This window comes from Chryseobacterium sp. Leaf405, from assembly GCF_001425355.1.
GTDB lineage: Bacteria > Bacteroidota > Bacteroidia > Flavobacteriales > Weeksellaceae > Chryseobacterium.
In genome coordinates this window covers 168,512-194,474 of the sequence record NZ_LMQN01000016.1, presented here as the reverse complement: position 1 = coordinate 194,474, position 25,963 = coordinate 168,512, and the positions used below count along the sequence as shown (strand labels likewise).

The 25,963-nt window shown below is 33.4% G+C and carries 23 protein-coding genes and 1 other RNA gene; 18 read left to right on the top strand and 6 right to left on the bottom strand.

The window, feature by feature from the left end; translation table 11 throughout:
• Window positions 1-2: 2 nt before the first annotated feature.
• Complete coding sequence (locus ASG22_RS16785; protein WP_055987202.1) at window positions 3-689, top strand: metal-dependent hydrolase; 687 nt, start codon at window positions 3-5, stop codon at window positions 687-689.
• Window positions 690-794: 105 nt separating this feature from the next.
• On the opposite strand, the gene ffs is transcribed toward ASG22_RS16785, so the two are convergent.
• Window positions 795-891, bottom strand: an RNA gene (gene ffs / locus ASG22_RS20770) — signal recognition particle sRNA small type.
• A gap of 131 nt (window positions 892-1,022) precedes the next feature.
• Here ffs and ASG22_RS16775 point away from each other — a divergent pair.
• From ASG22_RS16775 to ASG22_RS16720, 11 genes are all read left to right on the top strand, one after another.
• Complete coding sequence (locus tag ASG22_RS16775) at window positions 1,023-1,622, top strand: DUF4199 domain-containing protein (RefSeq protein WP_055987384.1); 600 nt, start codon at window positions 1,023-1,025, stop codon at window positions 1,620-1,622.
• Window positions 1,623-1,637: 15 nt separating this feature from the next.
• Window positions 1,638-2,588, top strand: coding sequence for a glycosyltransferase family 2 protein (locus tag ASG22_RS16770; RefSeq protein ID WP_055987197.1), 951 nt, complete (start codon window positions 1,638-1,640; stop codon window positions 2,586-2,588).
• 2 nt (window positions 2,589-2,590) lie between these two features.
• The gene (locus ASG22_RS16765; protein WP_055987196.1) at window positions 2,591-3,319 is read left to right on the top strand and encodes a DUF3667 domain-containing protein; all 729 of its coding nucleotides are present in this window, start codon (window positions 2,591-2,593) and stop codon (window positions 3,317-3,319) included.
• 2 nt (window positions 3,320-3,321) lie between these two features.
• Window positions 3,322-4,023: a GIN domain-containing protein gene (locus tag ASG22_RS16760; RefSeq protein WP_055987194.1), complete on the top strand. Its 702-nt coding sequence runs from the start codon at window positions 3,322-3,324 to the stop codon at window positions 4,021-4,023.
• Between the two features lie 109 nt (window positions 4,024-4,132).
• A complete protein-coding gene (locus ASG22_RS16755) occupies window positions 4,133-5,848 on the top strand; it encodes a phospho-sugar mutase (protein WP_055987191.1) in 1,716 nt (571 codons plus the stop codon).
• 16 nt (window positions 5,849-5,864) lie between these two features.
• A complete protein-coding gene (locus ASG22_RS16750) occupies window positions 5,865-6,773 on the top strand; it encodes a hypothetical protein (RefSeq protein ID WP_055987189.1) in 909 nt (302 codons plus the stop codon).
• Between the two features lie 17 nt (window positions 6,774-6,790).
• Complete coding sequence (locus tag ASG22_RS16745; protein ID WP_055987188.1) at window positions 6,791-8,044, top strand: pyridoxal phosphate-dependent aminotransferase; 1,254 nt, start codon at window positions 6,791-6,793, stop codon at window positions 8,042-8,044.
• A gap of 109 nt (window positions 8,045-8,153) precedes the next feature.
• Window positions 8,154-8,708 carry a hypothetical protein gene (locus tag ASG22_RS16735; protein WP_131726208.1) on the top strand — a complete coding sequence of 185 codons (555 nt, stop codon included), beginning with the start codon at window positions 8,154-8,156 and terminating at the stop codon, window positions 8,706-8,708.
• 18 nt (window positions 8,709-8,726) lie between these two features.
• A complete protein-coding gene (gene kdsB, locus ASG22_RS16730; protein ID WP_055987182.1) occupies window positions 8,727-9,455 on the top strand; it encodes a 3-deoxy-manno-octulosonate cytidylyltransferase in 729 nt (242 codons plus the stop codon).
• Window positions 9,456-9,526: 71 nt separating this feature from the next.
• Window positions 9,527-10,189: a hypothetical protein gene (locus tag ASG22_RS16725; protein ID WP_055987180.1), complete on the top strand. Its 663-nt coding sequence runs from the start codon at window positions 9,527-9,529 to the stop codon at window positions 10,187-10,189.
• A gap of 21 nt (window positions 10,190-10,210) precedes the next feature.
• A complete protein-coding gene (locus ASG22_RS16720) occupies window positions 10,211-10,789 on the top strand; it encodes a glutathione peroxidase (protein WP_055987178.1) in 579 nt (192 codons plus the stop codon).
• 77 nt (window positions 10,790-10,866) lie between these two features.
• Here the strand turns inward: ASG22_RS16720 and ASG22_RS16715 are convergent, their stop codons facing one another.
• Window positions 10,867-11,523 carry an NAD(P)H-binding protein gene (locus ASG22_RS16715; RefSeq protein ID WP_055987175.1) on the bottom strand — a complete coding sequence of 219 codons (657 nt, stop codon included), beginning with the start codon at window positions 11,521-11,523 and terminating at the stop codon, window positions 10,867-10,869.
• A 103-nt stretch (window positions 11,524-11,626) separates the two neighbouring features.
• Here ASG22_RS16715 and ASG22_RS16710 point away from each other — a divergent pair, with 103 nt between their 5' ends.
• Complete coding sequence (locus ASG22_RS16710; RefSeq protein WP_055987382.1) at window positions 11,627-11,980, top strand: MmcQ/YjbR family DNA-binding protein; 354 nt, start codon at window positions 11,627-11,629, stop codon at window positions 11,978-11,980.
• Here ASG22_RS16710 and ASG22_RS16705 read toward each other — a convergent pair.
• Complete coding sequence (locus tag ASG22_RS16705) at window positions 11,977-12,897, bottom strand: bifunctional riboflavin kinase/FAD synthetase (RefSeq protein ID WP_055987174.1); 921 nt, start codon at window positions 12,895-12,897, stop codon at window positions 11,977-11,979. The two genes, ASG22_RS16710 and ASG22_RS16705, sit on opposite strands and share 4 nt — an antisense overlap.
• A 183-nt stretch (window positions 12,898-13,080) precedes the next feature.
• On the opposite strand from ASG22_RS16705, the gene atpD reads away from it, so the two are divergent.
• The 3 genes from atpD to ASG22_RS16690 all read left to right on the top strand — a co-directional run bounded on the left by atpD (window position 13,081) and on the right by ASG22_RS16690 (window position 15,864).
• Complete coding sequence (atpD, locus tag ASG22_RS16700) at window positions 13,081-14,589, top strand: F0F1 ATP synthase subunit beta (RefSeq protein ID WP_055987380.1); 1,509 nt, start codon at window positions 13,081-13,083, stop codon at window positions 14,587-14,589.
• Window positions 14,590-14,678: 89 nt separating this feature from the next.
• Window positions 14,679-14,960: a FoF1 ATP synthase subunit delta/epsilon gene (locus ASG22_RS16695; RefSeq protein ID WP_055987172.1), complete on the top strand. Its 282-nt coding sequence runs from the start codon at window positions 14,679-14,681 to the stop codon at window positions 14,958-14,960.
• Window positions 14,961-15,042: 82 nt separating this feature from the next.
• Complete coding sequence (locus tag ASG22_RS16690; RefSeq protein ID WP_055987170.1) at window positions 15,043-15,864, top strand: hypothetical protein; 822 nt, start codon at window positions 15,043-15,045, stop codon at window positions 15,862-15,864.
• Window positions 15,865-15,982: 118 nt separating this feature from the next.
• Here ASG22_RS16690 and ASG22_RS16685 read toward each other — a convergent pair whose 3' ends face one another.
• The 3 genes from ASG22_RS16685 to ASG22_RS16675 all read right to left on the bottom strand — a co-directional run bounded on the left by ASG22_RS16685 (window position 15,983) and on the right by ASG22_RS16675 (window position 20,668).
• A complete protein-coding gene (locus ASG22_RS16685; RefSeq protein WP_055987167.1) occupies window positions 15,983-18,178 on the bottom strand; it encodes a B12-binding domain-containing radical SAM protein in 2,196 nt (731 codons plus the stop codon).
• A 114-nt stretch (window positions 18,179-18,292) separates the two neighbouring features.
• The gene (locus ASG22_RS16680) at window positions 18,293-19,555 is read right to left on the bottom strand and encodes an aminotransferase class I/II-fold pyridoxal phosphate-dependent enzyme (protein WP_055987165.1); all 1,263 of its coding nucleotides are present in this window, start codon (window positions 19,553-19,555) and stop codon (window positions 18,293-18,295) included.
• A 75-nt stretch (window positions 19,556-19,630) separates the two neighbouring features.
• On the bottom strand, window positions 19,631-20,668 hold the full coding sequence (locus ASG22_RS16675; protein WP_055987163.1) for a PLP-dependent cysteine synthase family protein: 1,038 nt from the start codon (window positions 20,666-20,668) through the stop codon (window positions 19,631-19,633).
• Window positions 20,669-20,890: 222 nt separating this feature from the next.
• Between ASG22_RS16675 and ASG22_RS16670 the strand changes: the two genes are divergently transcribed.
• Together ASG22_RS16670 and ASG22_RS16665 are read left to right on the top strand one after the other, a co-directional pair.
• On the top strand, window positions 20,891-24,373 hold the full coding sequence (locus ASG22_RS16670; protein ID WP_055987161.1) for a DUF2723 domain-containing protein: 3,483 nt from the start codon (window positions 20,891-20,893) through the stop codon (window positions 24,371-24,373).
• Window positions 24,374-24,467: 94 nt separating this feature from the next.
• Window positions 24,468-25,955 carry a hypothetical protein gene (locus ASG22_RS16665; RefSeq protein ID WP_055987159.1) on the top strand — a complete coding sequence of 496 codons (1,488 nt, stop codon included), beginning with the start codon at window positions 24,468-24,470 and terminating at the stop codon, window positions 25,953-25,955.
• Window positions 25,956-25,963 lie beyond the last annotated feature (8 nt).

Below are 25,963 nucleotides of genomic sequence, written 5' to 3'. Positions count from 1 at the left end.
AAATGAAAATACAATATTTAGGACAAAACTGTTTTTTGTTCACTTATAAAGACAAAATGATCTTATGTGATCCTTTCTACAACTACAAAAAAGCAGAATCAGGTTTTGATATATCGGCTCAGAAAATTGATTATATTTTATTAACTCACGCGCATGGAGATCATATTGCAGACGTGGAAGAGGTATTACAATTTCACCCGGAAGCCACGATTATTGCTGTTCCGGAAATTTGTGGATATTTCAAAAATGCGAAAAATACAGATGATGTAAATTTAGGAGGGTCGGCAAAAATCGATGATCTTAAAATTTCAATGGTTCCGGCTCATCATACAAGTTCGTTTCCTGACGGAAGCTATGGAGGTGTTCCTGTAGGTTATATTTTCAGATTTCCTGAAGGTAGAAATCTTTATTTAGCTGGTGATACAGGGGTAATGGCAGATATGGAGTTATTTCCAAGATTGTACGGGAATTTAGACCTTTCTATCCTTCCGATTGGAGGTCACTACACAATGGGTCCGGAAGAAGCAATTTTTGCAGCCACAGAATTGTTGAAAACTCCAAAAGTGATCGGATGTCATTTTGATACATTCCCAGCCATTGAAATTAACCACGAAATTGCATTGAAGCATTTTGCAGATAAAAATGTAGAACTTGTTTTACCAAAATTAGGTGAGGAGTTCGAATTTTAAATAAAATTTAGAGAGATAATTTGAAAATTCAAATAGAAATGTTGGAAAGTTTAGACATAAAAAAAGATAATCTTCAAATTACCTCTCTTCAACTTAAACCAAAAAAAATGGCAAGCTACCTAAATCACACCGCTCAACCAATTACCTTTGCTGCGTTCCCACCCTGGAGGATTCTCAGGAGCTGGTTGTTTAGGACTTGCCGTTGCAAAGGTAGGAATATTTTATAAACTTCAAAACATTATTACAGAAAATTAATTGAAAAAATACGCTGATAGAGCTACATTGCTGAAATTCAGCTTAATAATTTTTCAAAAATTTTCAAAAAATTTAGATATGATAAAAAGCCCTTCCACATTAGGAATTTTACTGTTTGGTGCTACGATGATCGTTTTTCTCGTGGTGTATTACTTCTTTTTAGGAGTTAATTATTTTGATATTTCGTTGAAAGCCAATGCTTTCGTATTACCGCTTATTTACGCAGGAGCAGCATTCTGGTCAGTAAAATCTTACTGGAACAACAATAGAGTCGTAAGTTTTAAAGATGCATTCAAAAGAGCATTTATTCCAATGTTTATCGGTGGAGCTCTTTCGATTGTAAGTATTTATGCTTTTATGAATTTTGTTGATCTAGATGCTAAAAAACTGTTGAATTATCAATACGTAACGAGACAAAAAGCAGAAATGGATAAAGAATATAAGTCTGCAAGAAAGGTTTTGAAACATCAGAAAGATATTGATGAACTTGATCAGAAGTATAAAGAAAGACTTCCAAGTTTCTCTCCGAAAGCTGTTAAAGGAAAAGATATGCTTACGGCAAGTCATTTTTCAGGATATTTTGCAGCAATCCTTATATTTTACGTAGTTTTGTCGTTATTTTTTGGAGCATTTTTCAGAACAAGAAGTGTTTATCAGGAAACAGAAAATCAAGAATAATTTTATTAAATTTAAATGAACCTATCTATAGTTATTCCGTTATTGAACGAGGAGGCCTCTCTGGAAGAGCTTTTTTCAAGAATTGATAATGTTTGCAGATCAAACAGTTTATCGTATGAAATCTGGTTTGTAGATGACGGAAGTACAGATTTATCGTGGAGTATTATCGAGAATTTAAAAGTTCAGCATCCGCAGATCCACGGTATCAAATTTTCAAAAAATTACGGAAAATCTCAGGCGCTTCATGCAGCTTTTGAAAGAACAAACGGAGACGTAATTATTACAATGGATGCTGATTTACAGGATTTTCCGGAAGAAATTCCGGACCTTTATAATATGGTAATTCATGAAAATTATGATATTGTTTCCGGCTGGAAAAAGAAGCGTTTTGACAATGTCATGACGAAAAATGTTCCGTCAAAATTATTCAATGCAGCAGCAAGAAAAGTTTCAGGCGTTGAACTTCATGATTTCAATTGTGGGTTGAAAGCTTACAAAAAGCAGGTGGTAAAAACGATTGACGTGTATGGAGATATGCATCGATATATTCCGGTTTTGGCTGCCAATGCAGGCTTCAGAAGAATCACGGAAAAAGAAGTAAAACATCAGGCGAGACCTTACGGAACTTCGAAATTCGGAACAGAAAGATTTATCAGAGGATTCTTAGATTTAGTAACGCTTTGGTTTGTAAGTCGTTTCGGCGGAAGACCTATGCATTTCTTCGGAGCTGTAGGAACTATAATGTTTATCTTAGGTTTTCTTTCAGCACTTTGGTTGGGAGTTTCAAAATTAATTGATGTTGCAAGAGGAATTTACGGACATTTAATTACTAATAATCCTTGGTTCTTCATTGCTTTAACGATGATGATTATGGGAACTTTGCTTTTCATTGCAGGATTTTTAGGCGAAATGATTATCAGAACAAACAGGGAACATAAGAATTACAATATTGACGAGGTGATTTAAAGATGAATTCAAAAAGTTGTTTGAACTGCGGTCATTCAATCTCCGATGAGTTTTGTGCTCATTGCGGACAGAAGGCGGACACAGCAAGAATAACTCCACGTTCTTTAATCAAAAATGATATTCTCGGATCGATTTGGCATGTTGAAGCTAAATTTTTCCAAACTATAAAAGAAATTTTTTTCAGACCCGGACAAACGGCAATGAATTATATTGCAGGAAAAAGAATCAGATACAACAGTTTTATACCGTTGTTACTGATTCTTTTCAGTTTTAATGTATTGGGAATGCATTACTACGAAAAGTTTGCACCACCCGAAATTGAAGATGATTATCAAATAAGAAATTTCTTGTCGAAATATTCTAAAACGATATTATTTATCATCATCCCTATGCTTGCTGTAAATGCTTATTTTTTATTTAAAAGAATAAATTTGAATATTGCGGAGCATTTTATCATCGGAACCGTTAGTCTTTTAGGAATTTTAATCTTATTTTTGTTGGACGATATTGTAAGTCTGATTGGTTTATGGAAGCCTGTTTCAAAGATTTTCGATTTCATCGACAAAATTATATTCGGTCTTTCTATTATTTTCCCGGCAATTACTTATTGGAATGCTTTTAAAAATTCATATTCAAAACCAGGTTTACTTTGGAGAATATCAGTTTTTTATGTGCTATTGGGAGTGGAAAGTATGGTTGTAGTTTCGATTTTATATAAAATATTTTATTAAATATGAAAAATATATTTTACACATTCATGTTGATGGCAGTGGTTTCCTGTGGAAAGATTTCACCGGAAGGAAAGATTGAAACGAAAGATGTAGATGTTTCAGAATTTGTAAATCTTAATCTGGAAGGAAAGTTCCGTGTATTCTATGCAAGAGGAACAAAAAATTTTGTTGAAATAGAAACCTATCCGAATGTTGCTGATAATCTGAATGTTGATGTGACAGACAAAACCCTTTCAATCAAAGAAAAACGTGGAACAAAAGGGGTAGATTTTTATAATATAACAATTTATTCAAAATATAATCTGGAAAAAGTAGCAATTTCCGATTCTGTAGAAATGAATATTTCAAGCGAAATTAAGATCGACAATTTTAAGCTTAATTTGAAAAATAATGCTACATTTATGGGTTCGGTGAACACAAGAAGAGCAGAAGTAGAAATGCAGAACCGAAGCCGAGCCAACTTTTTAGGACAAACAAAAGAAGCCGTGATAAAAATCTCTGACACAGCAAGTTTGATTTCTCCATATTGGAAAATAGAAAATCTGAAAATTGATTCTAAAAATGGAAATTATGCCGAAGTCAACGTAAAAGATTCATTAAAAGGACATATTCAGAATACAGCTAAATTTGTGTATTATAATGACCCAATCCGTGCTTTTAAAGTGGATAAAACCACGAATGTACAGAATAAAAAATTGGATTAAATCACTGTTTTGCAATTCAGGACTGAATAAAATACAGTGAAAAATCTTCAAAATAAAATAGATACCTACAACAAATCAAATATTAAACTATAAAGAACAAAATACAAATATGTCAACATTAGAAAAAGCAAAACTTTGGTTAAGCGATACATTCGATAAGGAAACAAGAGATGCAGTTCAATTGTTAATTGACAGCAATTCTCCCGATTTAGAAGACTCATTTTACAGAGAGCTGGAATTCGGAACAGGAGGGATGAGAGGAATTATGGGTGTCGGAACCAATCGTTTAAATAAATACACGTTAGGTCAAGCAACACAGGGACTTGCGAATTATATGTTAAAGCAGTTTCAAGGGGAAGAAATCAGTGTTGCGATTGCTTATGATGTAAGAAATAATTCAAAAGAATTCGGAAAATTGGTGGCAGATGTTTTGACGGCAAACGGAATTAAAGTATTGCTTTTCAAGAATCACAGACCGACTCCGGAATTATCTTTCACGGTTCGTGATAAAAAATGTAATGGAGGAATCGTATTGACAGCTTCTCACAATCCCCCTGAATACAACGGTTATAAAGTATATTGGAACGACGGGGCGCAAATTGTTCCGCCTCATGATGAAGCGATTATCAATGAAGTGTATTCTGTGAAATTTGATGAAATTAAATTCAACGGAAATGATGATTTGATTGAATGGATCGGAGAGGAGCAGGATGAAGTTTATATTGATGCTTGCATAGAAAATTCTACCTATCAGAATGTTGGAAAAGAAAATTTAAATATAGTTTTCACATCAATTCATGGAACAACCTATACAACGGTTCCTAGAGCGTTGGAAAAAGCAGGTTTCAAAAAGATTGATCTAGTAAAAGAACAAATGATTCCAAGCGGAAATTTCCCAACAGTTGATTCTCCAAACCCTGAAGAACCTGCAGCATTGGAAATGGCGATGGATTTAGCTAAAATTACCAATGCAGATATTGTAATCGGAACTGATCCGGACGGTGACAGGTTAGGAATTGCAGTAAGAAATCTGGACGGTGAAATTCATCTACTGAATGGAAATCAATGTAATACAATTCTTACCTATTATATTTTAAATGAATGGAGAAAGCAGGATAAAATCACCGGAAAAGAATTCATCGGTTCTACGATTGTAACGTCTGATATTTTCTTTGATATTGCTCAGAAATTCGGTGTTCAGTGCAAAGCCGGATTGACAGGTTTTAAATGGATCGGAAAAATGATCCGTGATGTGGAAGGAAAAGAAAAATTCATTTGTGGTGGCGAAGAAAGTTTCGGTTTCATGACGGGAGATTTCGTTCGCGACAAAGATTCTTGCGGAAGTATTATCTTGGCTTGTGAAATTGCTGCTTGGTGTAAAGCCAACGGAAGAACAATGTACCAATATCTGATCGAAATTTATCAGGAAACCGGAATGTATTACGAAGGTTTGGTGAATTTGGTAAGAAAAGGAAAAGACGGAGCGGAAGAAATTCAGAATATGATGAAGAATTTCCGTGAAAATCCGCCAAAGGAATTGGCTGGATCGTTGGTTGAAGAAGTCAAGGATTTTAAAGAGCAGACTAATTTTATCGTTTCTAAAAATGAAAAAGTAGTGATGAACGACATTCCAAAATCGAATGTTTTGATTTATTATACTCAGGATGGTACAAAAGTGTGCGTAAGACCTTCAGGAACAGAACCGAAGATTAAATTTTATATTTCCGTAAAAGATTCTATTACTTCCGAAGCTGATTTCAGAGATAAACTGAGGTCTTTGGAAGCAAAAATTGAAGAAGTAAGAAAAGATTTGAAGTTAGATTAATTTCAAAATTATCTTTATGATTAAAAAAGGTTTAGCGGCTTTTATTCTGTTGATTTCTATTTTTTCCTGTAAAAAAGAAGCTTCAAAAACTTCTCAGGAAAAAGTTGAAATAGATACTATGTCGAAAACAGAACACGCCAAAAGTTTATTTAGACCTGTTGATACGGTATGCTTTTCTTCAAATACAACAGAAAATTATATTATAGCTTTACAATGGCATAAAGATAAAATAATAAAGAAAGTTGCTCAGAATTCACCTAGACAGAATGATAAATTATACGAAGATTACATTAAAATTCGCAATAAATATATACTGTGTTTAAGTGAAAACTTAGTAAAAGTTTTGATAGACTATGTTAATTATTATGATTCTAACAGCAATAGTTACAAGTTTCCGGAAAACGTAAAAAAGTTGGCTGCTGAGCTTAAAAAAGGAGATCTTGAATTTAGGGAAATAGGAGAAGGTTATACAGAAATCTGGTCTGTGCCCGATCATTATTTTTCGATATTCAGAGATAATGTAACAGCGGATTATAACAGCTATATTGAGCAGTTGGCAAAAGAAAGTGAAGGATTGTATTCGGCAGATGCAGGAATAGTAATTTCCTGGAAAGAATTGGGAGACAGAACGATATTTTGGGAGAATTTTATCAGTAAGTATCCTCAAAGTCTTTTACTTCCGAGAGCAAAGGAGATATATGACAGTTATTTAACAGATTACCTGTTAGGGATGGACAATACACCTACTCATGAGCATTCCGACGGAACATTATATGATGAAAACAGGAAGGAATTCAACAGGATTATAAAAAAATATCCGAATTCTTATGTTGCAAAAAAATCTAAGGAATTGATAAGTCTTTTTGATGCAAAAGTTCCTGATGAAGAGATCCATAAAAAAATGATGGATAGAAATAGTAAATAAATTTAAATAAAAATAAAGTGAAAGTTTCAAAATTAGCGGCGAACCTGATAGGTTCTGAAATTGTAAAAATTGGTAACGAAGTAAATGATTTAAAGGCAAAAGGAGCAGAAATTGCAAATCTTACCATTGGTGATTTGAACTCTAATATCTATCCTATTCCTGCAAAATTGAAGGAGGAAATTCAGAAAGCTTATCAGAATAATCTGACAAATTATCCGCCTGCAAATGGACTTTTATCTTTGAGACAAGAAGTTTCTAAAGACTTAAAAGCCAGATGGAATCTTGATTATTCGCCAAACGATATTTTAATTACAGCAGGTTCAAGACCTTTGATCTATGCAGTTTACAAAACTATCGTTGACGAAGGTGACAAAGTAGTCTATCCTACACCATCTTGGAACAATAATCACTATGCTTATCTTACTTCAGCTGACGCTGTTGAAGTAAAGACAACTCCGGAAAACAATTTCCTTCCCATTGCGGATGATTTAAGACCTCATTTGAGCGGAGCGGTTTTGGTCGCACTTTGTTCTCCATTGAATCCGACCGGAACAATGTTCACAAAAGAGCAACTTTCTGAAATTTGTGAATTAATTTTAGAAGAAAATAAAAAGAGAGGTGAAGATGAGAAGCCATTGTACTTAATGTATGATCAAATTTATTCTAATCTTACTTTCGGAGCAGAACACGTAGATCCTGTGTCTCTTTTCCCAGAAATGAGAGAATATACAATTTACATCGATGGTATCTCAAAATGCCTTGCTGCAACGGGAGTTAGAGTAGGTTGGGGATTCGGTCCAGCTCATATTTTGGATAAAATGAAGGCTCTTTTAACGCACGTTGGAGCTTGGGCTCCAAAACCTGAACAGGAAGCAACTGCAAAATATTATGAAAATCCAGAAGAAGTAAATGCTTTCGTAGAAGATTTCAAAGGAAAATTGGAAGCGAGCTTAAAGGTTCTTCATACAGGAATTCAGGATTTAAAGGGAAAAGGTCTTGCAGTCGACAGTATCGAGCCAATGGGCGCACTTTATTTGACGATTAAATTAAATTATATCGGAAAAACAAAACCTGATGGAGCAGTTATCGAGAATTCGTCTGACTTAGTATTCTATTTAATCAACGAAGCTGGCGTTGCTTTGGTTCCTTTTTCTGCATTCGGAGAAGAAAAATCTGAGCCTTGGTTCAGAGCTTCTGTTGGAGGTTTAGCAACTGAAGAAATTTCTGCAATGATGCCTAAATTAGAAAGTGCATTAAACAATTTGAAATAAATTTAGAGAAATAAAGATGCTTCGTGGATTGATATTCACGAAGCATTTTGTACTTGTAACTGATTTTACTGCAAATGAACCTTCCCAAAAGATATTTTCTTGAAACCAAATGGTTAAGTTATTCAACTTTAGGAATTATTATTTTGGTCATTCTCAGTGTTTGGCTTTCTGGAACTGGTTCGCACAGATCCTTATTTCAAAATTCAATCTTATCAACATCAATTTTAGCGGTTGCATTCTTTCTTTTTATCAGTTTGGGCTTGTATATGGTCTAAAATTGAAGGAAAATATTGGAAATATTTTAACAAAAGAAAGAATCAAAAAAATGTCGGATAAAACTCCTGAAATGGGAAGTTTTGATTTCGATGGACCAGCCGTAGGAGACGGAATTGGAGGAATTATCCTTTCAATTATTCTGTGGATATTGATCTCCGTGGTCTTTATTTTTCTTTTATATTGTCTCGGAGTTTTCTTTTGGGTTGTAATTTTATTGTTTACAGCCCTATTATATTGGATTTTTTTCCGAGCTTTACGTTTGGTATTTAAAAATTCGAAGCATTGTAAAGGAAATTTGCTGAAAAGTTTCGCTTTCGGATTTTTTTATTCATTTCTGTACATCTCGTGGATTTACGGAATTATCTTTTTGGTTAATTATTTACATTAAATCATTATTATTTATAAAATGAAGATTATCGCAGTCATTCCCGCACGTTATGAAGCAAGCCGTTTTCCGGCTAAATTAATGCAGATGCTGGGAGAAAAAACGGTTATTACAACAACATATCAAAATGTTGTGGAAACGGGTTTATTTGATGAAGTTTTTGTGGCGACAGATTCGGAAATTATTTTTGATGAAATTATAAAAAATGGCGGAAAAGCTGTGATGACCGGACAACACGAAACAGGGAGTGACCGAATTGCAGAAGCAGTGCAAAATATTGATTGTGATATTGTTATCAATGTTCAGGGTGATGAACCTTTCTTAAAATTAGAACCATTACAACAGTTAATTGAAGTTTTTCATAACGATGAAAATCAGGAAATTTCTTTAGCTTCATTAAAAATACAACTCACTGAAAAAGAAGAAATTGAAAACCCTAATAATGTAAAAGTTATTACTGATAATAATGGTTTTGCCTTATATTTTAGCCGTTCTGTGATTCCTTTTCACCGGGAAATTTCTTATGATGTAAATTATTTTAAGCATATCGGAGTTTACGCTTTCAGAAAACATGCGCTAATTCAGTTTTCAAAATTAGAAATGAAACCTCTGGAAATTTCAGAAAAAATCGAATGCATTCGTTATTTGGAATATGGTATGAAAATCAAGCTGATAGAAACTAATTTCATCGGAGTCGGAATCGATACACTGGAAGATCTTGAAAAAGCAAGGAAATTACTGTCTAATTAATTGGTAAATTGTCCGACTAATGCAATGATAAATTAATAAAGCCTTATATTTGAATTGATAAAATTGAATTAATGAAGAAATTACTTTTTGTATTCGTCCTGATATGTTCACAGCTATCTTTTGCACAGACCGCAAAAGAAATTATTGATAAAAATATCGAATTATCCGGAGGATTAACCAATTGGAAACTTTTAAATTCGGTACTGCTTCAGGGGAAAGTGATTTTAGGAATTAAAGATGAATATCCGATAAAAATTTATCAGCAACGTCCGAATCTTACCAAAACTGTGATTACAATAGGTGGAAAAGATACGGCAATTGAAGGATATGACGGGACAAAAGGATACGCCATGAACTATGCGGCAAATAAAGTTCAGGAATACGCAGAATATGTGCCCGAAAGTTTCGATAATGATTTTATTGACTGGGAAAATAAAGGTTTTGAAGCTAAATATTTAGGTAAAGAAAAAATCGGAAATATTTACTGTCACAAAGTGGAATTAACGAAAAACGTTAATAAAAACATGTATTATTTCGATACTAAAAGTTATATGCTTTTGAGGGAAGTAAAAAAAGATGAAACATTAGATTATTCAGATTATAAAAAAGTGGGAAATTTGTCGATGCCTTTCAGAATTGAGTCTGCAAGTACAAAGAAAGACGGAGATTTTGTCATGCTGCTTAATAGAATTGACATAAACAAAGTATTTCCTGCTAATACATTTAAGTTTTAATTAAAAGAATAAAATTTAGTTATGAAAAAGATTTTTTTAGTGCTGCTTTCTTTTGTGGCATTTTTTAATAGTTGCGCTCAGAAAAAGAGCGATGCATCTAAAGCCAAAACCAAAGAACTTATGGGAAAATCAATCTACGATTTCAAAGTTGATGCCTTAGAAGAGGGCAAACAAATTAATTTTGCAGATTTTAAAGGCAAAAAGATCCTTGTAGTAAATACCGCTTCAGAGTGTGGATTCACACCGCAATATGCTGATCTTGAAAAAGTTGCTGAAGAGTATAAGGATAAATTGGTAGTAGTAGGATTTCCTGCTAACAATTTCGGAGGTCAGGAACCGGGCTCTAATAAGGAAATTGGTGCTTTCTGCCAGAAAAATTATGGTGTAACATTTCCATTAGCTTCCAAAGTTTCTGTAAAAGGTAATGATACAGCTCCAATCTTTAAATATTTAACTGAAAAGGATTTAAATGGAGTAAAAAATACAACCATCCTTTGGAATTTCACGAAATTTTTAATCGATGAAAACGGAAAATTAATTGATTCTTTTGTAAGTACAACAAAACCTACAGATGAAGCAATTACAAAATATCTGAAATAACACTTAACCAATATATCAGTTTAGTAATACTAATTTTGAATTTTGTTATTATTAAACTGATATATTGTTACATTGAATTACTCGTTACTTTTCTCAGCAAAACAAAATATATTTCCCAGTTTTATTTTGGAGTAACCGTTACTTTTTATTTTTGAAGAATTTATCATTGCTTTGGCTAAAATATTTGTAGGAAGTGGTTTCTGGCTTTCAAAAAGTCCTAATTTGTTAGCAAATTTGATAATTCTACTTCCCAAAACCTCTCCCGTTCTGTCAGATTCTTTTCTTTCCAGTATTCCTGGTTGAAAAATGGTAATTTTTGTAAAATGAAGTTGTTTTACAGCGTCTTCCAATTCGCCTTTCATTTTTGAATAAAAAATTCTTGACTTAGAATCTGCTCCGTAAGAGGAAACTAAAATATAATCGTCGACATTATTCTCTTTAGCGGCTTTCGCAAATTGATATTGATAGTCATAATCTACTTTTCTTTGTGCCTCTTTGCTGCCTGCTGCTTTTAAAGTAGTCCCAAGACAGGAGAAAATAACATCACCTTTTACCAAATTTTTCCATTCTTCAGGTTTTTCAAAATCGACAATGTGAGTTTTTAACTTATCATTTTGAAGATTAATAGGCTTTCTTACGAAAATATCAACCTCTTCAAAATCTTTATCCTGAAGTAATTGATTCACTAAATCTTTTCCTGTAGCACCTGTAGCGCCGATTACGAGAGCTTTCATATAATGTCGTTTGTTGTGATGGTATTTTCTTTATTAAATTTACTAAATTTGAATTAAAGTAAAAAATATTACTCACTACCAATTGTTCATTACTGATTATAATATGGATGCCAACGAAATTTTAGAATATTGTCTTGCTAAAAAAGGAGTTATAGAAAGCTTTCCTTTTGATAATGAAACGCTTGTGATGAAAGTAGGAACAAAAATGTTTTTGCTGATGGCTTTGGAAAAACAACCTTTAGGAATCAATGTAAAAACCGATCCGGAATGGAGCGCAGAGCTTCGTGAGCAGCATCCACAAATTACAGGGGCATTTCACATGAACAAAACACACTGGAATTCAGTAATGACAGATGGTTTAAAAAGAGAGCTGATTTTTAAATTAATCGATCAGTCGTATGACTTGGTATTTAAGTCATTAACGAAAAAAGCGAAAGAGGAAATTATAAATAATTAGAAATCAAATTCTTCTGTTAATCTTTTATCTTCATCCAATCTTTCGATTAATTTTTCCAATCCTTCAAACTTAATTTCGTCATGTAAGAAATCTCTGAATTTAACGGTAATTTTTTCGCCGTAAATATCTCCTTCAAAATCAAGAATATAAACTTCCACCGTTAGCTTTTCTCCGTTAACAGTAGGATTTGTTCCAATACTTAACATTCCTTTATATCGTTGATTTTTAACGAATACTTCAACAATGTAAGCTCCTTTTTTAGGTAATATTTTAATAGAATCTGTTTCAATATTTGCAGTCGGATAACCAATTGTTCTTCCTATTTTTTTTCCATGAACTACTGTCCCGGAAACAGAGTAGGAGTAACCCAGCATTTCATTAGCTTCCTTAATATTGCCTGACAACAGTGCATTTCGAACTTTTGTTGAGCTGATATTATTTTCGTGAATATTGATAGCTTCCATTTGTTCAACCTCAAAATCAAGTTCTTTTGATAATTTTTGAAGGAGTTCAAAGTTTCCGCTCTTATTTTTTCCGAAAGAATGGTCGTATCCTATAATTAGATACTTTACATTCAGCTTTTCAATTAAAATCTGTCGTACAAACTCTTCTCCGGTAAGATTTCTAAATTCTTCATCAAATTCTTTAAGGAATAAATTTTCAATACAATATTTATCCATCAAAAATTTCTTGTCCTCTAAAGTATTCAGAAGTTTTAGATCTTCATTCGGATTAAAAACAAACCTCGGATGCGGCCAGAATGTAAGAATTGCAGTTTCTAAACCGTTCTCAGAACCTATTTTTATCAATTCATCAATAATACTTTTATGCCCAAGATGTACACCGTCGAACATTCCTAAAGACAACGCTAAAGGCTTCTGAGAGGTATAATCTTTAAAATTCTTGAAAACTTTCAAAACGAAAAAAATTTGACTGCAAATATAAGTATAATGTAACAATGTATCGATATAACAATTTATCAATGTTTTTAAGCGAAAAAATGATCGGTAAATTATTAAAAAAGCATGATAAAAATCTTTTTTTTAGCAATTGCAGGTTTATTAAGAATCATTATATTTGCACCAAGAAAAAATTTAGCAATGGCAAACCAAATTAAAGGAAAAATTTCTCAAATTATTGGTCCTGTAATCGACGTAGTCTTCTCAAATGTGGAAGCAATTCCAAGTATTTATGATGCGTTGGAAATTACAAAAGGAAACGGTGAAAAAGTAGTCTTAGAAGTAGAACAACATATTGGTGAAGATACAGTAAGATGTATCGCAATGGATGCTACAGATGGTCTTCAGAGAGGGCAGGAAGTAATTGGATACGGAAATCCTATTATGATGCCAATCGGTGAAGCTGTAAACGGAAGACTTTTCAACGTGGTTGGGGATGCTATCGACGGACTTCAAAATATATCTAAGGAAGGTGGTCTTCCTATTCACAGACCAGCTCCGAAATTTGATCAACTTTCAACTTCTGCAGAAGTTTTATTCACAGGTATTAAAGTAATCGACTTAGTTGAGCCTTACGCAAAAGGAGGTAAGATTGGTTTGTTCGGTGGTGCGGGTGTAGGTAAAACAGTATTGATCCAGGAGTTGATTAACAATATTGCAAAAGGACACGGAGGTCTTTCAGTTTTTGCCGGAGTAGGTGAAAGAACGAGAGAAGGAAATGACCTTTTGAGAGAGATGCTAGAATCAGGAATTATCAAGTATGGTGATGATTTTATGCACTCTATGGAAAATGGAGGTTGGGATCTTTCTAAAGTAGATTTAGAAGCAATGAAAGATTCAAAAGCTGCATTCGTTTTCGGACAGATGAATGAGCCGCCAGGAGCAAGAGCTAGAGTAGCACTTTCTGGTCTTACATTAGCTGAGTACTACAGAGACGGTGGAGAAAGCGGACAAGGTAGAGACGTATTGTTCTTCGTAGACAATATCTTCCGTTTTACACAAGCTGGTTCTGAGGTATCTGCACTTCTTGGTCGTATGCCATCTGCGGTAGGTTATCAACCAACATTGGCATCTGAAATGGGTGCGATGCAGGAAAGAATTACTTCAACTAAAAATGGTTCAATTACTTCAGTACAGGCAGTTTACGTACCTGCGGATGACTTAACTGACCCGGCTCCTGCAACAACGTTTGCTCACTTGGATGCAACTACGGTACTAGATAGAAAAATTGCTTCATTGGGTATTTATCCAGCGGTAGATCCATTGGCTTCTACGTCAAGAATCTTGGCTCCGGAAATTATCGGTGAAGAACATTATAACTGTGCTCAGAGAGTAAAAGAAATTCTTCAGAGATACAAAGCACTTCAGGATATTATTGCAATTCTTGGTATGGAAGAACTTTCTGAAGAAGATAAATCAGTAGTTTACAGAGCTAGAAAAGTTCAGAGATTCCTTTCTCAGCCTTTCCACGTTGCAGAACAGTTTACAGGTCTTAAAGGATCATTGGTAGATATCAAAGATACCATCAAAGGATTCAATATGATTATGGATGGTGAATTAGATCACTTACCAGAAGCTGCTTTCAACTTGAAAGGAACTATTGAAGAAGCTATCGCAGCAGGACAAAAAATGTTAGCTGATAACGCTTAATAAATTAATTAGACACAAGATGTCAGATTCTAGACATGAGACTTTTATGTCTGAAATCTGAATTCTGAAATCTTTAAATCTAAATTAAAATGAATATAAAAATATTAACACCAGAATACGTAGTTTTTGAAGGTGAAGTAGATTCAGTATTATTGCCTGGAAAAAATGGTGAATTCCACATCATGAAAAACCACGCAGGAATTGTTTCTTCATTAATCGGAGGTAAAGTGAAACTATATGCAAAATCAATTGATGAAGCATATACTAAAAACTTTACAAAAGAAAATGAAAAAGACTCTGTTTTTTCTTATCCAATCAAAAGCGGTGTTGTAGAATTTAATCATGATAAAGGAATTATCCTTTGCGAATAATTAAATGAAAAGCTAAATATATTTTCAAGAAAAGTGTAACTTTGGTTACACTTTTTTTTATTTTATGTAAGAATCTGGTTGTATGAAGAGTAGTTTAATCATTTTATTTACAGTTTTAGGAATTTTATTTAATGCTCAGACGGTCAAAATTAAAAGAGGAATTGTAAATCTTGAAGGAATTCATGTCGCAAAACTTTCAAATAAAGGAAATGTTTATACTTTTATGGATCTGAAAGAAACTCCGATTTATACAGTAGAGTTTGTAGATAAAAGTATAGTAGATTCTGTAAGAGATAGTTATATCAAATTAAATAGAATTTATAATCAGGATAAAACTCTCGAGTTAGATTATATTTCTCCTTCTGCATTTTCAGGTGATGAAAAATCAGCAGCTTATACTTGTGTTAAAAGTTTAAAGATTATCGATGAAAGAGGGATTAATATTAAAAATCTTGATGAACTTTTTAAGAATAATCCAAAAAGAAAACTTGATTCCAAGACTAAAGATGCATATACGACAAGAACCAAAATTGACAAATTAAATATTACAGTAAATAACGTAGGAGAAATTCTAAGTAACGGTAAACCAGTTGGTTATTTTACCAATCTGCCTGTGAGCTTTGGGTCTGAAGATACAATTACGGACAAAACTTTTGTTGATATTGAAATTTATGATGCTAAAAGTAAGTTTATTGGAAAATATATTACAACAACCAAGCAATTAAAGACTGCAGGGGGAAAGGTTTTTACTATTTACAGGGAAATCTCTGGCCGTGCTTCGATTTTAAAATTCCCCACCTATAAGGCGATTGCAGAACGAATGGCAATCCTAGATCCTAATTTTATTAAAATTCAGGAAAAGGTTATCGTAGGAGAGGTTACAAAAGATGGTATTCAAAAATAAAATCATCAATTATTCTGTTTACATAAGAAATATCCAATGGTTTTAGCCAAAAATTATAACAAAAATTCCTGAAAATTATTTTCAGGAATTTTTGTTTTCTTTATTATTAATTAAATTTTTACAAACTTAAAATCACACCATTTTCTTTTAATTGCTGTATAGGTTTTGAAAACCAGAATAATTCAAAATCTTCAAGATTTTTTTCAAAATTTATTTTCAATTGTTGAAGTGTAATTTTTTTCTGATTCTCAGTTGAATTTTCTTCAAATATTTTCATTAGCCATTCTGCCTGTTCTCGCTCTAAATCTATGCTCAAAACATTAGTTTTTAAATGAACTGTAATTTTCGTGTACGGATAAGTATATTTCTTTTTTGTTTTTATGAGATTCTCAGCGATTACGTTTTTTGTTAAAAATATAACTTTTGAATTTCCTTTAAATTTAAAATCTTCTTCCTCCAGCAGAGAATCATGAATATGGTCCGGATGAATCGTCGTTTTCGGAATTTTAAAATCAAACCAATCCTGAAGAGAAAGGTCAAAATTAATTCCGTGCATATAATTGAACAAAGATTTTTTCAATCCAAAACTAAATTTCCCATGATCGATTCCTGTTTTGTCTGTAAAATCAATATCGTTGTTGGCAAATAAAATTTCCTGTTTAATTGGTATTACTCCAAATTCTTCCGGATTTAATCCGACAGGTGAGTGTGCAGTCATAGCAAACTGATGCCAGAAAGCACTTTGTAAAATTCCCATTTCGAATAATTGTCTAACCATTTCCAAAGAATCGACGGTTTCCTGAATCGTTTGAGTCGGGTAGCCGTACATCAGATACGCATGAATCATAATCCCGGCTTCTGTGAAATTTCTTGTCACTTTGGCAACCTGTTCTACGGAAATTCCTTTGTCAATTAATTTTAGTAATCGGTCACTTGCGACTTCCAATCCGCCGGAAACGGCAACGCAACCAGATAGCTTTAATAAAAAGCACAAATCTCGGGTAAAACTTTTTTCAAAACGAATATTAGTCCACCAGGTTACTACCAAATTTCTTCGCAAAATTTCCAATGCCACTTCACGCATCAAAGCAGGCGGAGCAGCTTCATCTACAAAATGAAAACCTGTTTCTCCGGTTGTTTGGATTAGTTCTTCCATTCTGTCAACTAAAATTTTGGCTGAAATAGGTTCATAAATTTTAATATAGTCTAAGGAAATGTCACAGAAAGTGCATTTTCCCCAATAGCAACCGTGTGCCATCGTCAACTTATTCCATCTTCCGTCACTCCATAAACTGTGCATCGGATTGGCTATTTCGATAACGGAAATATATTTATCTAATTGCAAATTAGTATAGTCTGGAGTTCCAATGTCTGCCTGTTTATAATCGTGTCTAGTAGAATTATTTTTATAGGTAACTACTTCGTTTTCAATTAAAAAAGTTCTTTTAAATTGAGATTCTTCATTTAATTCAGACTTAAAAACATTTTCGTAAAGCAGTTCAAGAGGAATTTCTCCATCATCTAAAGTAATAAAATCGAAGAATTCAAAAACTCTTTTATCTTTGATCTCCCTCAATTCTGTATTGGGGAAACCACCGCCCATCGCAATTTTGATGTGAGGATAATGTTCTTTAATATACTTTGCAGAACGAAAAGCAGAATATAAATTTCCAGGAAAAGGTATTGAAAAACAAATTAATTTTGGCTGTACAAAATTTAATTTTTCCTGAAGAATTTTTAAAGTAAAATCATCAATAAAAGTTTGATCTTCTGAAAGTTTCGAATATAATTCATCGAAAGAATTAGCGCTTTTTCCTAATCTTTCCGCATATCTGCTGAAGCCGAAATCAGAATCAACATTCTCAACGATATAATCGGATAAATCTTCCAAATATAAAGTTGCCAAATGTTTAGCCTTGTCTTGGAGCCCCATATTTCCAAAAGCAAATTCCATATCATCCAACTGGTTGAATCGGGAAGCTTCCGGTAGAAAATTCATCGAACAAATCTGTCTTGCTAGTGTGGGAGTTTTTCCCTGCAAAAAAGAAATGACCTGATCGATGGTCTTTATATATTCATCCCGTAACGTGAAAATTCTCTTTGAATTTTCTGAAATCTGCTGAAGATCAATTTCTTTATTAAAAACACGCTGAATTCCGTCTTTTGAAAATAATGCTAAAATGACTTCAATTCCTAAATCCATCTGATAGCTTGAAATATTTTTTGTATTCAAAAAACCTTTGATATAAGCCGTCGCAGGGTAAGGAGTATTAAGTTGAGTAAAAGGCGGAGTGATAAGAAGCAGATCTTTCAACAGTAAATTTTTTGCAAAGTTATTTTAAATCTTTTAGATTTCTCTAATGATTTGTTGTTAAAAAAACCGCTAGATATTCTAACGGTTTTCATTTATTTTTAAATTGAAAATCAATTACATTTGTTTGTACTCGATATTCATTTGTTTTTCCATTTCTGCATATTCTCCTGAAGCTAATTTTTCTTTAATTCCTTCAAAAGCAGCTAATGTTTCATTAATTTCTGCATCTGTATGTGAAGCTGTAGGGATCAATCTTAATAAAATCATCCCTTTTGGAATCACCGGATACACAACAACTGATGTGAAAACTCCGTAATTTTCTCTTAAATCTTTTGCTAAAAGAGTAGCTTCAATAGTTGTTCCCTGAATGAAAACAGGTGTTACACAAGTATTGGTATTTCCAAGATTGAAACCTCTTTCTTTTAATCCGTTTTGAAGTTTATAAACGTTTTCCCACAATTTATCTTTAATCTCAGGACGAGTTCTCAATAATTCCAATCTTTTCAAGCCTCCGATTACCATTGGCATTGTAAGAGATTTAGCAAAAATCTGAGAACGAAGATTATATTTTAAGAATCTGATGATCGTTTCATCTCCTGAAAGAAATGCTCCGAAGCCAGCCATAGATTTAGCAAAAGTTGAGAAATAAACATCAATCTGATCCTGGCAACCTTGCTCTTCGCCTGCTCCGGCTCCTGTTTTACCTAAAGTTCCGAAACCATGTGCATCATCTACCAATAATCTGAAATTGAATTTAGATTTTAAATCACAAATCTCTTTCAGTTTTCCCTGCATTCCTCTCATTCCGAAAACGCCTTCCGTGATCACTAAGATTCCACCGCCGTTTTCTTCAGCAACTTTCGTCGCTCTTGCTAAGTTTTTTTCTAAACTCGCAATATCGTTATGTTTGAAAGTAAAACTTTTACCCATGTGAAGACGAACTCCATCTACGATACAAGCATGAGAATCTGCATCATAAACAATCACATCATGTCTTGTTACCAATGCATCGATAGCTGAAACCATTCCCTGGTAACCGAAATTTAAAAGATAAGCAGCTTCTTTTTGCGTAAATTCTGCCAGTTCTTTTTCTAATTGTTGGTGCTGCTGCGTTTCTCCGGACATGGCTCTTGCGCCCATCGGATAAAACATTCCGTATTCTGCAGCTGCTTTTGCATCAGCTTCCAATACTTCCGGGTGGTTACAAAGACCTAAATAGTCATTAGCACTCCAAAAAATTACATCTTTACCCTGAAATTTCATTCTTGGACCAATCGGACCTTCCAATTTTGGGAAAACAAAATATCCTTCAGCATAATCAGCAAATTGTCCTAAAGGACCTGGATTTTGTTTAATACGATCAAAAATATCTAACATTTTATTAATATTTAAGTAAAAAAGCCTTTTGTGATTTACAAAGAAGGCTTAATGTGTATAAAATTATTTTATTATTTATTTGATGAATTCAGTTTTAAAAACTTCATCATAATTGTGAACACAATTATTAACGAAACCTTGTTCTGCCATCCACTTGTCACTGTATACTTTTGTGATATATCTTGAGCCGTGATCAGGGAAGATTAAAACAATCATATCTTTCTCTGAAAGCTCATGGGATTGTGCATATTGAATCAATCCTTGCGTAACAGCTCCGGTAGTATAACCGCCCATAATTGCCTCTTTTAAAGCGATTTCGCGGGTTCTGTAGGCAGACATTTCGTCATTTACTCTTACAAATTCGTCTACTTTGTCAAAAAGAAGGGCAGAAGGGATTAAATTTTTTCCCATTCCTTCAATCTGATAAGGATGAACATCTTCTTTATGGATTTCCCCTGTTTCGTGATAGCTTTTCAAAATAGATCCATCTGCGTCAACACCAATAATCTTGATTGCAGGATTTTTCTCTTTTAAATATTTTGCTGAACCTGATAAAGTTCCACCTGTTCCAGTACAAGCAAAAAGGTGAGTTATTTTACCTTCTGTCTGTTCCCAAATTTCCGGACCTGTAGTCTGATAGTGTGCATCAATATTTAATTCATTGAAATACTGATTGATGTAAACTGAATTTGGCGTTTCTGAAGCAATTCTCTTAGCCACTTCATAATAAGATCTTGGATCATCTGCCGGTACATTTGCAGGGCAAATATAAACAGTAGCTCCCAATGCCTTAAGATAGGCAATTTTTTCTGCTTTGGTTTTATCACTTACCGCAAGAATACATTTATATCCTTTGATGATGCAAACCATTGCAATCGAAAATCCTGTGTTTCCGGAAGTAGTTTCTACAACTACGGAACCTTCTTTTAATAAACCTTTTTTTTCAGCGTTGTCTATAATATGAAGTGCGATTCTGTCTTTAGTGGAATGTCCAGGATTATATGATTCTAACTTGGCATAAACGGTTGCAGGAATATCTTTCGTCACATTGTTAAGCTTTACCATAGGAGTGTTTCCTACCAGGCCAAGTATATTATCGTAAACATTACTCATTATTTGTTATTTTTCAATAAAAATCTGTCGGCAAAAATACAAAAAAATAAATTTAATTTCTAAACTTTTGTTTGATTTCTAACCTCTAAAATAGATAAAAATATTTTTATTTCGTTATATAAATCCGAAAGTTTTCAAAAAGTGAGCCAAAAGCTTTAAATTTTGTTAAAAACAATAGATACTGATCTAAAAACCTTATTTTCGCATCATTGATTTAATACTATGAAAAATTGGACTTTTAGGCAATGGAACACCCTTCTCGGATGGGTGACTTTCGTCATTGCATTCTTCACGTACTTGTCCACCATAGAACCCAATTTCAGTTTTTGGGATTGTGGCGAGTACATTTCTTCTGCGGTAAAACTTGAAGTAACGCATGCTCCCGGAGCAGCTTTATTCCAGATTGTGGGTGCGGTGGCAGCCATGTTTGCTTTTGGTAACGGAGAGAATTATTCTATTGTTATTAATGGGATGTCTGCATTATTCAGTGCATTTACGATTTTGTTTTTGTTCTGGACGATTACTCACTTTGTAAGAAGACTTTTAAACAAAGATTTTGATGAGATTACAAGACATCAGGAAATTTCTATTCTCTTTGCCGGAGTTATAGGAGCTTTGTGCTTCACATTTTCTGATACATTCTGGTTTTCGGCGGTAGAAGGTGAAGTGTATTCGATGGCATCCATGTTCATCGCACTTTTAGTTTGGTTGATTACAAAATGGGAAAACGAATATCAGGCTCTGGATAGTGAAAGATGGATTATTCTTATTTTCTTCATTTTAGGACTTTCTGTTGGTGTTCACATGATGTGTATGTTAGCAATTCCGGCGGTTTGTTTCGTGTATTATGCAAGAAACTACAAATTTACCTGGATCAATTTCATTTGGGCAAACGGTATTACTTTAGTTATTTTAGCGATTGTATTTAAAGGAATCTTCCCCTTTATTATGACAATGTTCGGGAAATTGGAAATTTTCTTCGTTAATGGATTAAATCTTCCTTTCCACTCAGGAACAATTGCAGGATTTATTATTACGGTTGCGATTTGTTATTTTGGACTTAAATATGCCAGAAAAGCAAAGAAAAGTGTATTCCAGACAATTGCATTATCAGTTGTATTTATGACTATTGGTTTTTCTTGCTGGATGGTTATTCCGATCAGAGCAAATGCAAATCCTCCAATGAACCTTAATGATCCTGATAACGCTATCGGTATGTTGGATTATTATAACAGAGAACAATATGGAGACTGGCCAACAATTTACGGTCAAAACTATACAGCTTTCCTTAATAATGACGGGATTGAAAAAAATGAAGACGGAAGTTTCAAAACTCAGAAAACAGGAGAAATTTTCGAAAAAGACGAGAAAGCAGGAACATACAGAAAGACGGGAGACCGTATCAACTATGTTTACAATAAATCTCAGGTAAGCATTTTACCGAGAATGTTCAGTGAAGATAAAGATGTAATGGCAAATTACATTTCTATGTACGGAGCACCGGATTTTCAGTTCAATTATGCTAATGAAGACGTTGCAGATAATCCTGAAGCTAAACAGATTTATAATGATCTGAGAAAGAAATATGAAGATAAAACGATCACGGCAGCAGATTATTTAAAGGTAAAACCATATAATTTGATTACCGTTCAGAGACCTTCTTTTTCTCAGAATCTTAATTATTTCATTACGTTCCAAAACGGATATTACTTTGTAAGATATTTAATGTGGAACTTTGTAGGTCGTCAGAATGACCTTGAAGGAAATTCTGAAATTACAAGAGGAAACTGGATTTCAGGAATTCCTTTCGTAGACAATGCGATTTTAGGAAATCAGGATAAGATGCCGGCAAAATTCAAAAATGAAAGTACGGTAAAATTCTTCTTCTTGCCTTTATTATTAGGATTAATTGGATTCTTTTTCCAATTAAACAGAGACTTCGGAAGATTCTACGCTATATTATCTTTATTTATCATCACAAGTGTCGGAATTATTTTCTACACGGGAGTGAAGCCTTTTGAGCCAAGAGAAAGAGATTATGCAATGGTCGGCTCGTTCTACGCATTTGCCATCTGGATCGGTCTCGGAGCCGGAGGAATTCTTTGGTTCTTACAGTCTAAAATAAAATCTAATGCTGCCAATATTGCAGCGGGAGTTATTTTATTAGGAGTTCCTTTTATGATGGGATTCCAGAATTATAGTGTTCACAACAGACACAACCGATATACTTCTTATGATTACGGATATTCAATCTTAAAATCATTACCGAAAGAAGATATTTTATTCGTTTATGGTGATAATGATACGTATCCGGTTTGGGCAATTCAGGAAACTGAAAGATTCAGAGATGATGTAAAAGTGGTTAATTTCACATTAGCTTCAACTCCTTGGAATATTGATCAGATCAAAAGAAAAACATACAATGCAGATGCAATCCCAAGTCAGCTGACGCATGATGATTACAGAGATGGTGTCAACGACCAGATCTATATGATGAAGAAAGATGATTGGACAGGACTTTTCTCTATGGCAAAAGAGCAGGGCGCAGAATCTACATTTGCAGAATTCAGAAAATATCTTACTCAGGATTCAATGACTTTGAAGGAAGCCATGAATTTTATCAAATATAAATCTCCTGCAAAAGATGAATTATTAAAATTATATTTTGGCGAAGAAAAGTATGATAAGTATAATATTTTACCTGTAAATAAATTCATTTTACCTGTAAATAAAGTAAATGCGGTACAATCGGGAACGATTTCTGCGGCAGACCTTCCGAATACGGTTAATCAGATCATGATTACTTATAAAGGAAATACGCTTTTCAAAAATAATTTGATTTTATTGGATGTATTGGCAAATTTCGACTGGAAAAGACCGGTCAGTTTCTCTTCAGGAGGAATCTACGACAGCGAAAATATTTTCTATCTTGACGAATATCTTCAGTTTGATGGTTTCAGCTACAGATTAGTTCCAATCCATACGCCACAGACTCCGGATGGGGAAATGGGCCGAGTTGATGCCAATTCTCTTTATAATGTGGTGAAAAACTTCAGATGGGGTAATTTCAAAGATCTGAATACTCATTTTGATGAAACGGCAACTTCGAATATTATGAGTTACAGAGCATCTGCAAGCAGAGCTGCAGCAGCGTTGGCTACAATGGGACAAAAAGGAAAAGCATTAGAATTATTAGATTTAGCTTCTAAAGAAATCCCAGCAGAAAAGTATAACGATCCTCGTTCATTAAGTTCAATGGTGTACGGATACATCGTTTCAGGACAGGAACAAAAAGGATTGAAGTTAGCGGAAGTTCTTAAAAAAGGAATTTTCGAGGAATACGATTACTACATGAGTCTGAGTAAATATGACCAAAGTTTCCTTAGAAGACAGATCAGAACAAAACCAATGGAATATTCCTTAGTAATTTCTGCGGTTACAGACGGTTACACAAAAATCGGTAAAAAAGATAAAGCTTACGATTACTTGGTAAAATCAATTGAGCCAATTGATAAGAAGTTCAATACGTTTGTTGAAAATCTTAAAGAAATGGGCAAAGAAAAAGCGATGAGCGAATCTGAAAATGTTCAGAAAATCACACCTTTCTATCAGTATTTATTTGATATTATGGAACCATTTGATTCTACATATTCGAAAGAAAAGGAAAGTCAAATTACCAATTCGATTATCAAAGCAACACAATAATAACAAAATTTAAAACGGAACTTCGGTTCCGTTTTTTTATTTCTATTTGGTTTCAAAAATTTATGAATTATATTTGCGAAACTAAAGAAGCACAATGATCAAGAAAGAAAATCAAAAAATCCCAATGTACGCTGTATTATTTACAGTTGTTTTCAAGCTCATTTTTTTACTTACCCATTACATTCAGGAAGATGCATTTATTACCTGGAGAGTAGCGCAAAACCTTTTAGATTATGGTGTTATCGGATTTAATGGAAACACCAAAATTTCTGCATCTACAACACATCTTTATGTTTTTGTTTCCTATATTTTTAATCTGATTTTCGGGAAAGAAAATTTCATTACCCCGATTCTTATTTTCAATTCTATACTTTTCACCATAGGAAGCTTACTGCTTTCACATTTGGTTCTGAAAAAAGTCTGGCACAAAGCCATCTTTATATTTTTAGTCGGAATTCTTCCTCCAGCGATAAAAATTTCTATTCTCGGAATGGAATACGGAATTCTTTTCCTTCTGGAAATGTCCCTGCTTTATTATGGATTCAATAAAAATAAAAAATGGGCTTTAATTATTTTTCCGATTTTAATTTTATTTACCCGAATTGATACGGTCATTTTTTTGGGAACTGTATTTTTGGTTGATATAATCTGGAATAAAAAAATCCGATGGAATTATATTTTAGGTGGAATTTTAGGCGTTTCCGCAGCAGTCGCTTTCAATTGGTTTTATTTTGGTGAAATTGTAAATAATACCATTGTTGCTAAGAAATTAGCGTATGATAAACCATTTACTTTTGCTCAGAATTTAGATTATTTCAAACTGAACTTCGGTAATTTCTGGGGAATGCTGAAACTTCCGGGAGATTTTAATCCATTGACAATTCTTCTTTTGATTTTTGAATTATTATGTTTTATTTATTTAATCAGACAAAGAGAAAGTAGAAACCGTTTTCTATGGATGATCTTTATCTTTGGATGGGTGAAACAATTGATTTTTCTTTCACAAAAAAGTCTTTTTGATTGGTATTACTGGGTTCCTCAAATCTTATTGTTCGTTCCTGTTTTAATTTTTATTCTGGAACAGAAAGTTAAAAGAAACCTTTGGCTGTCATTATTAATTGTAATTTATATCATCCCGATGTTAGCATTTCAAACCATACATTCCATTGCAACAGGAAACGGAGAATGGAATTACAGAAGAACAATTGGGGTATTTTTAGGTCAATATGAAAAAGATAAAAACCAATGGATTTTATTGGAGCCTGCAGGTTACGTTCCTTATTTTTCAGGATTAAAAACCATTGATGAAGTTGGTTTGGTTGATAAAGAAGTTCAGGAAGAAATCAAAAAAGATAAACCGAATTTCTGGATTAATACTGTGAAGAAAAGAAAACCGAAATATCTTCTTTCTTACGACGATCTGCACCAAAGAAAAGATGCGGAATATTTCAAAGTTCATTATAGATTATTAAAAGAATTCCGTGTGAAAGATCATTTGAAAAGTGATAACAAAATTTTAGAGAAAATCTATATTTTAAAACCTTCCGGAACAGATTATAATTTGTACGAAAGAATTGATTGAATATTTTT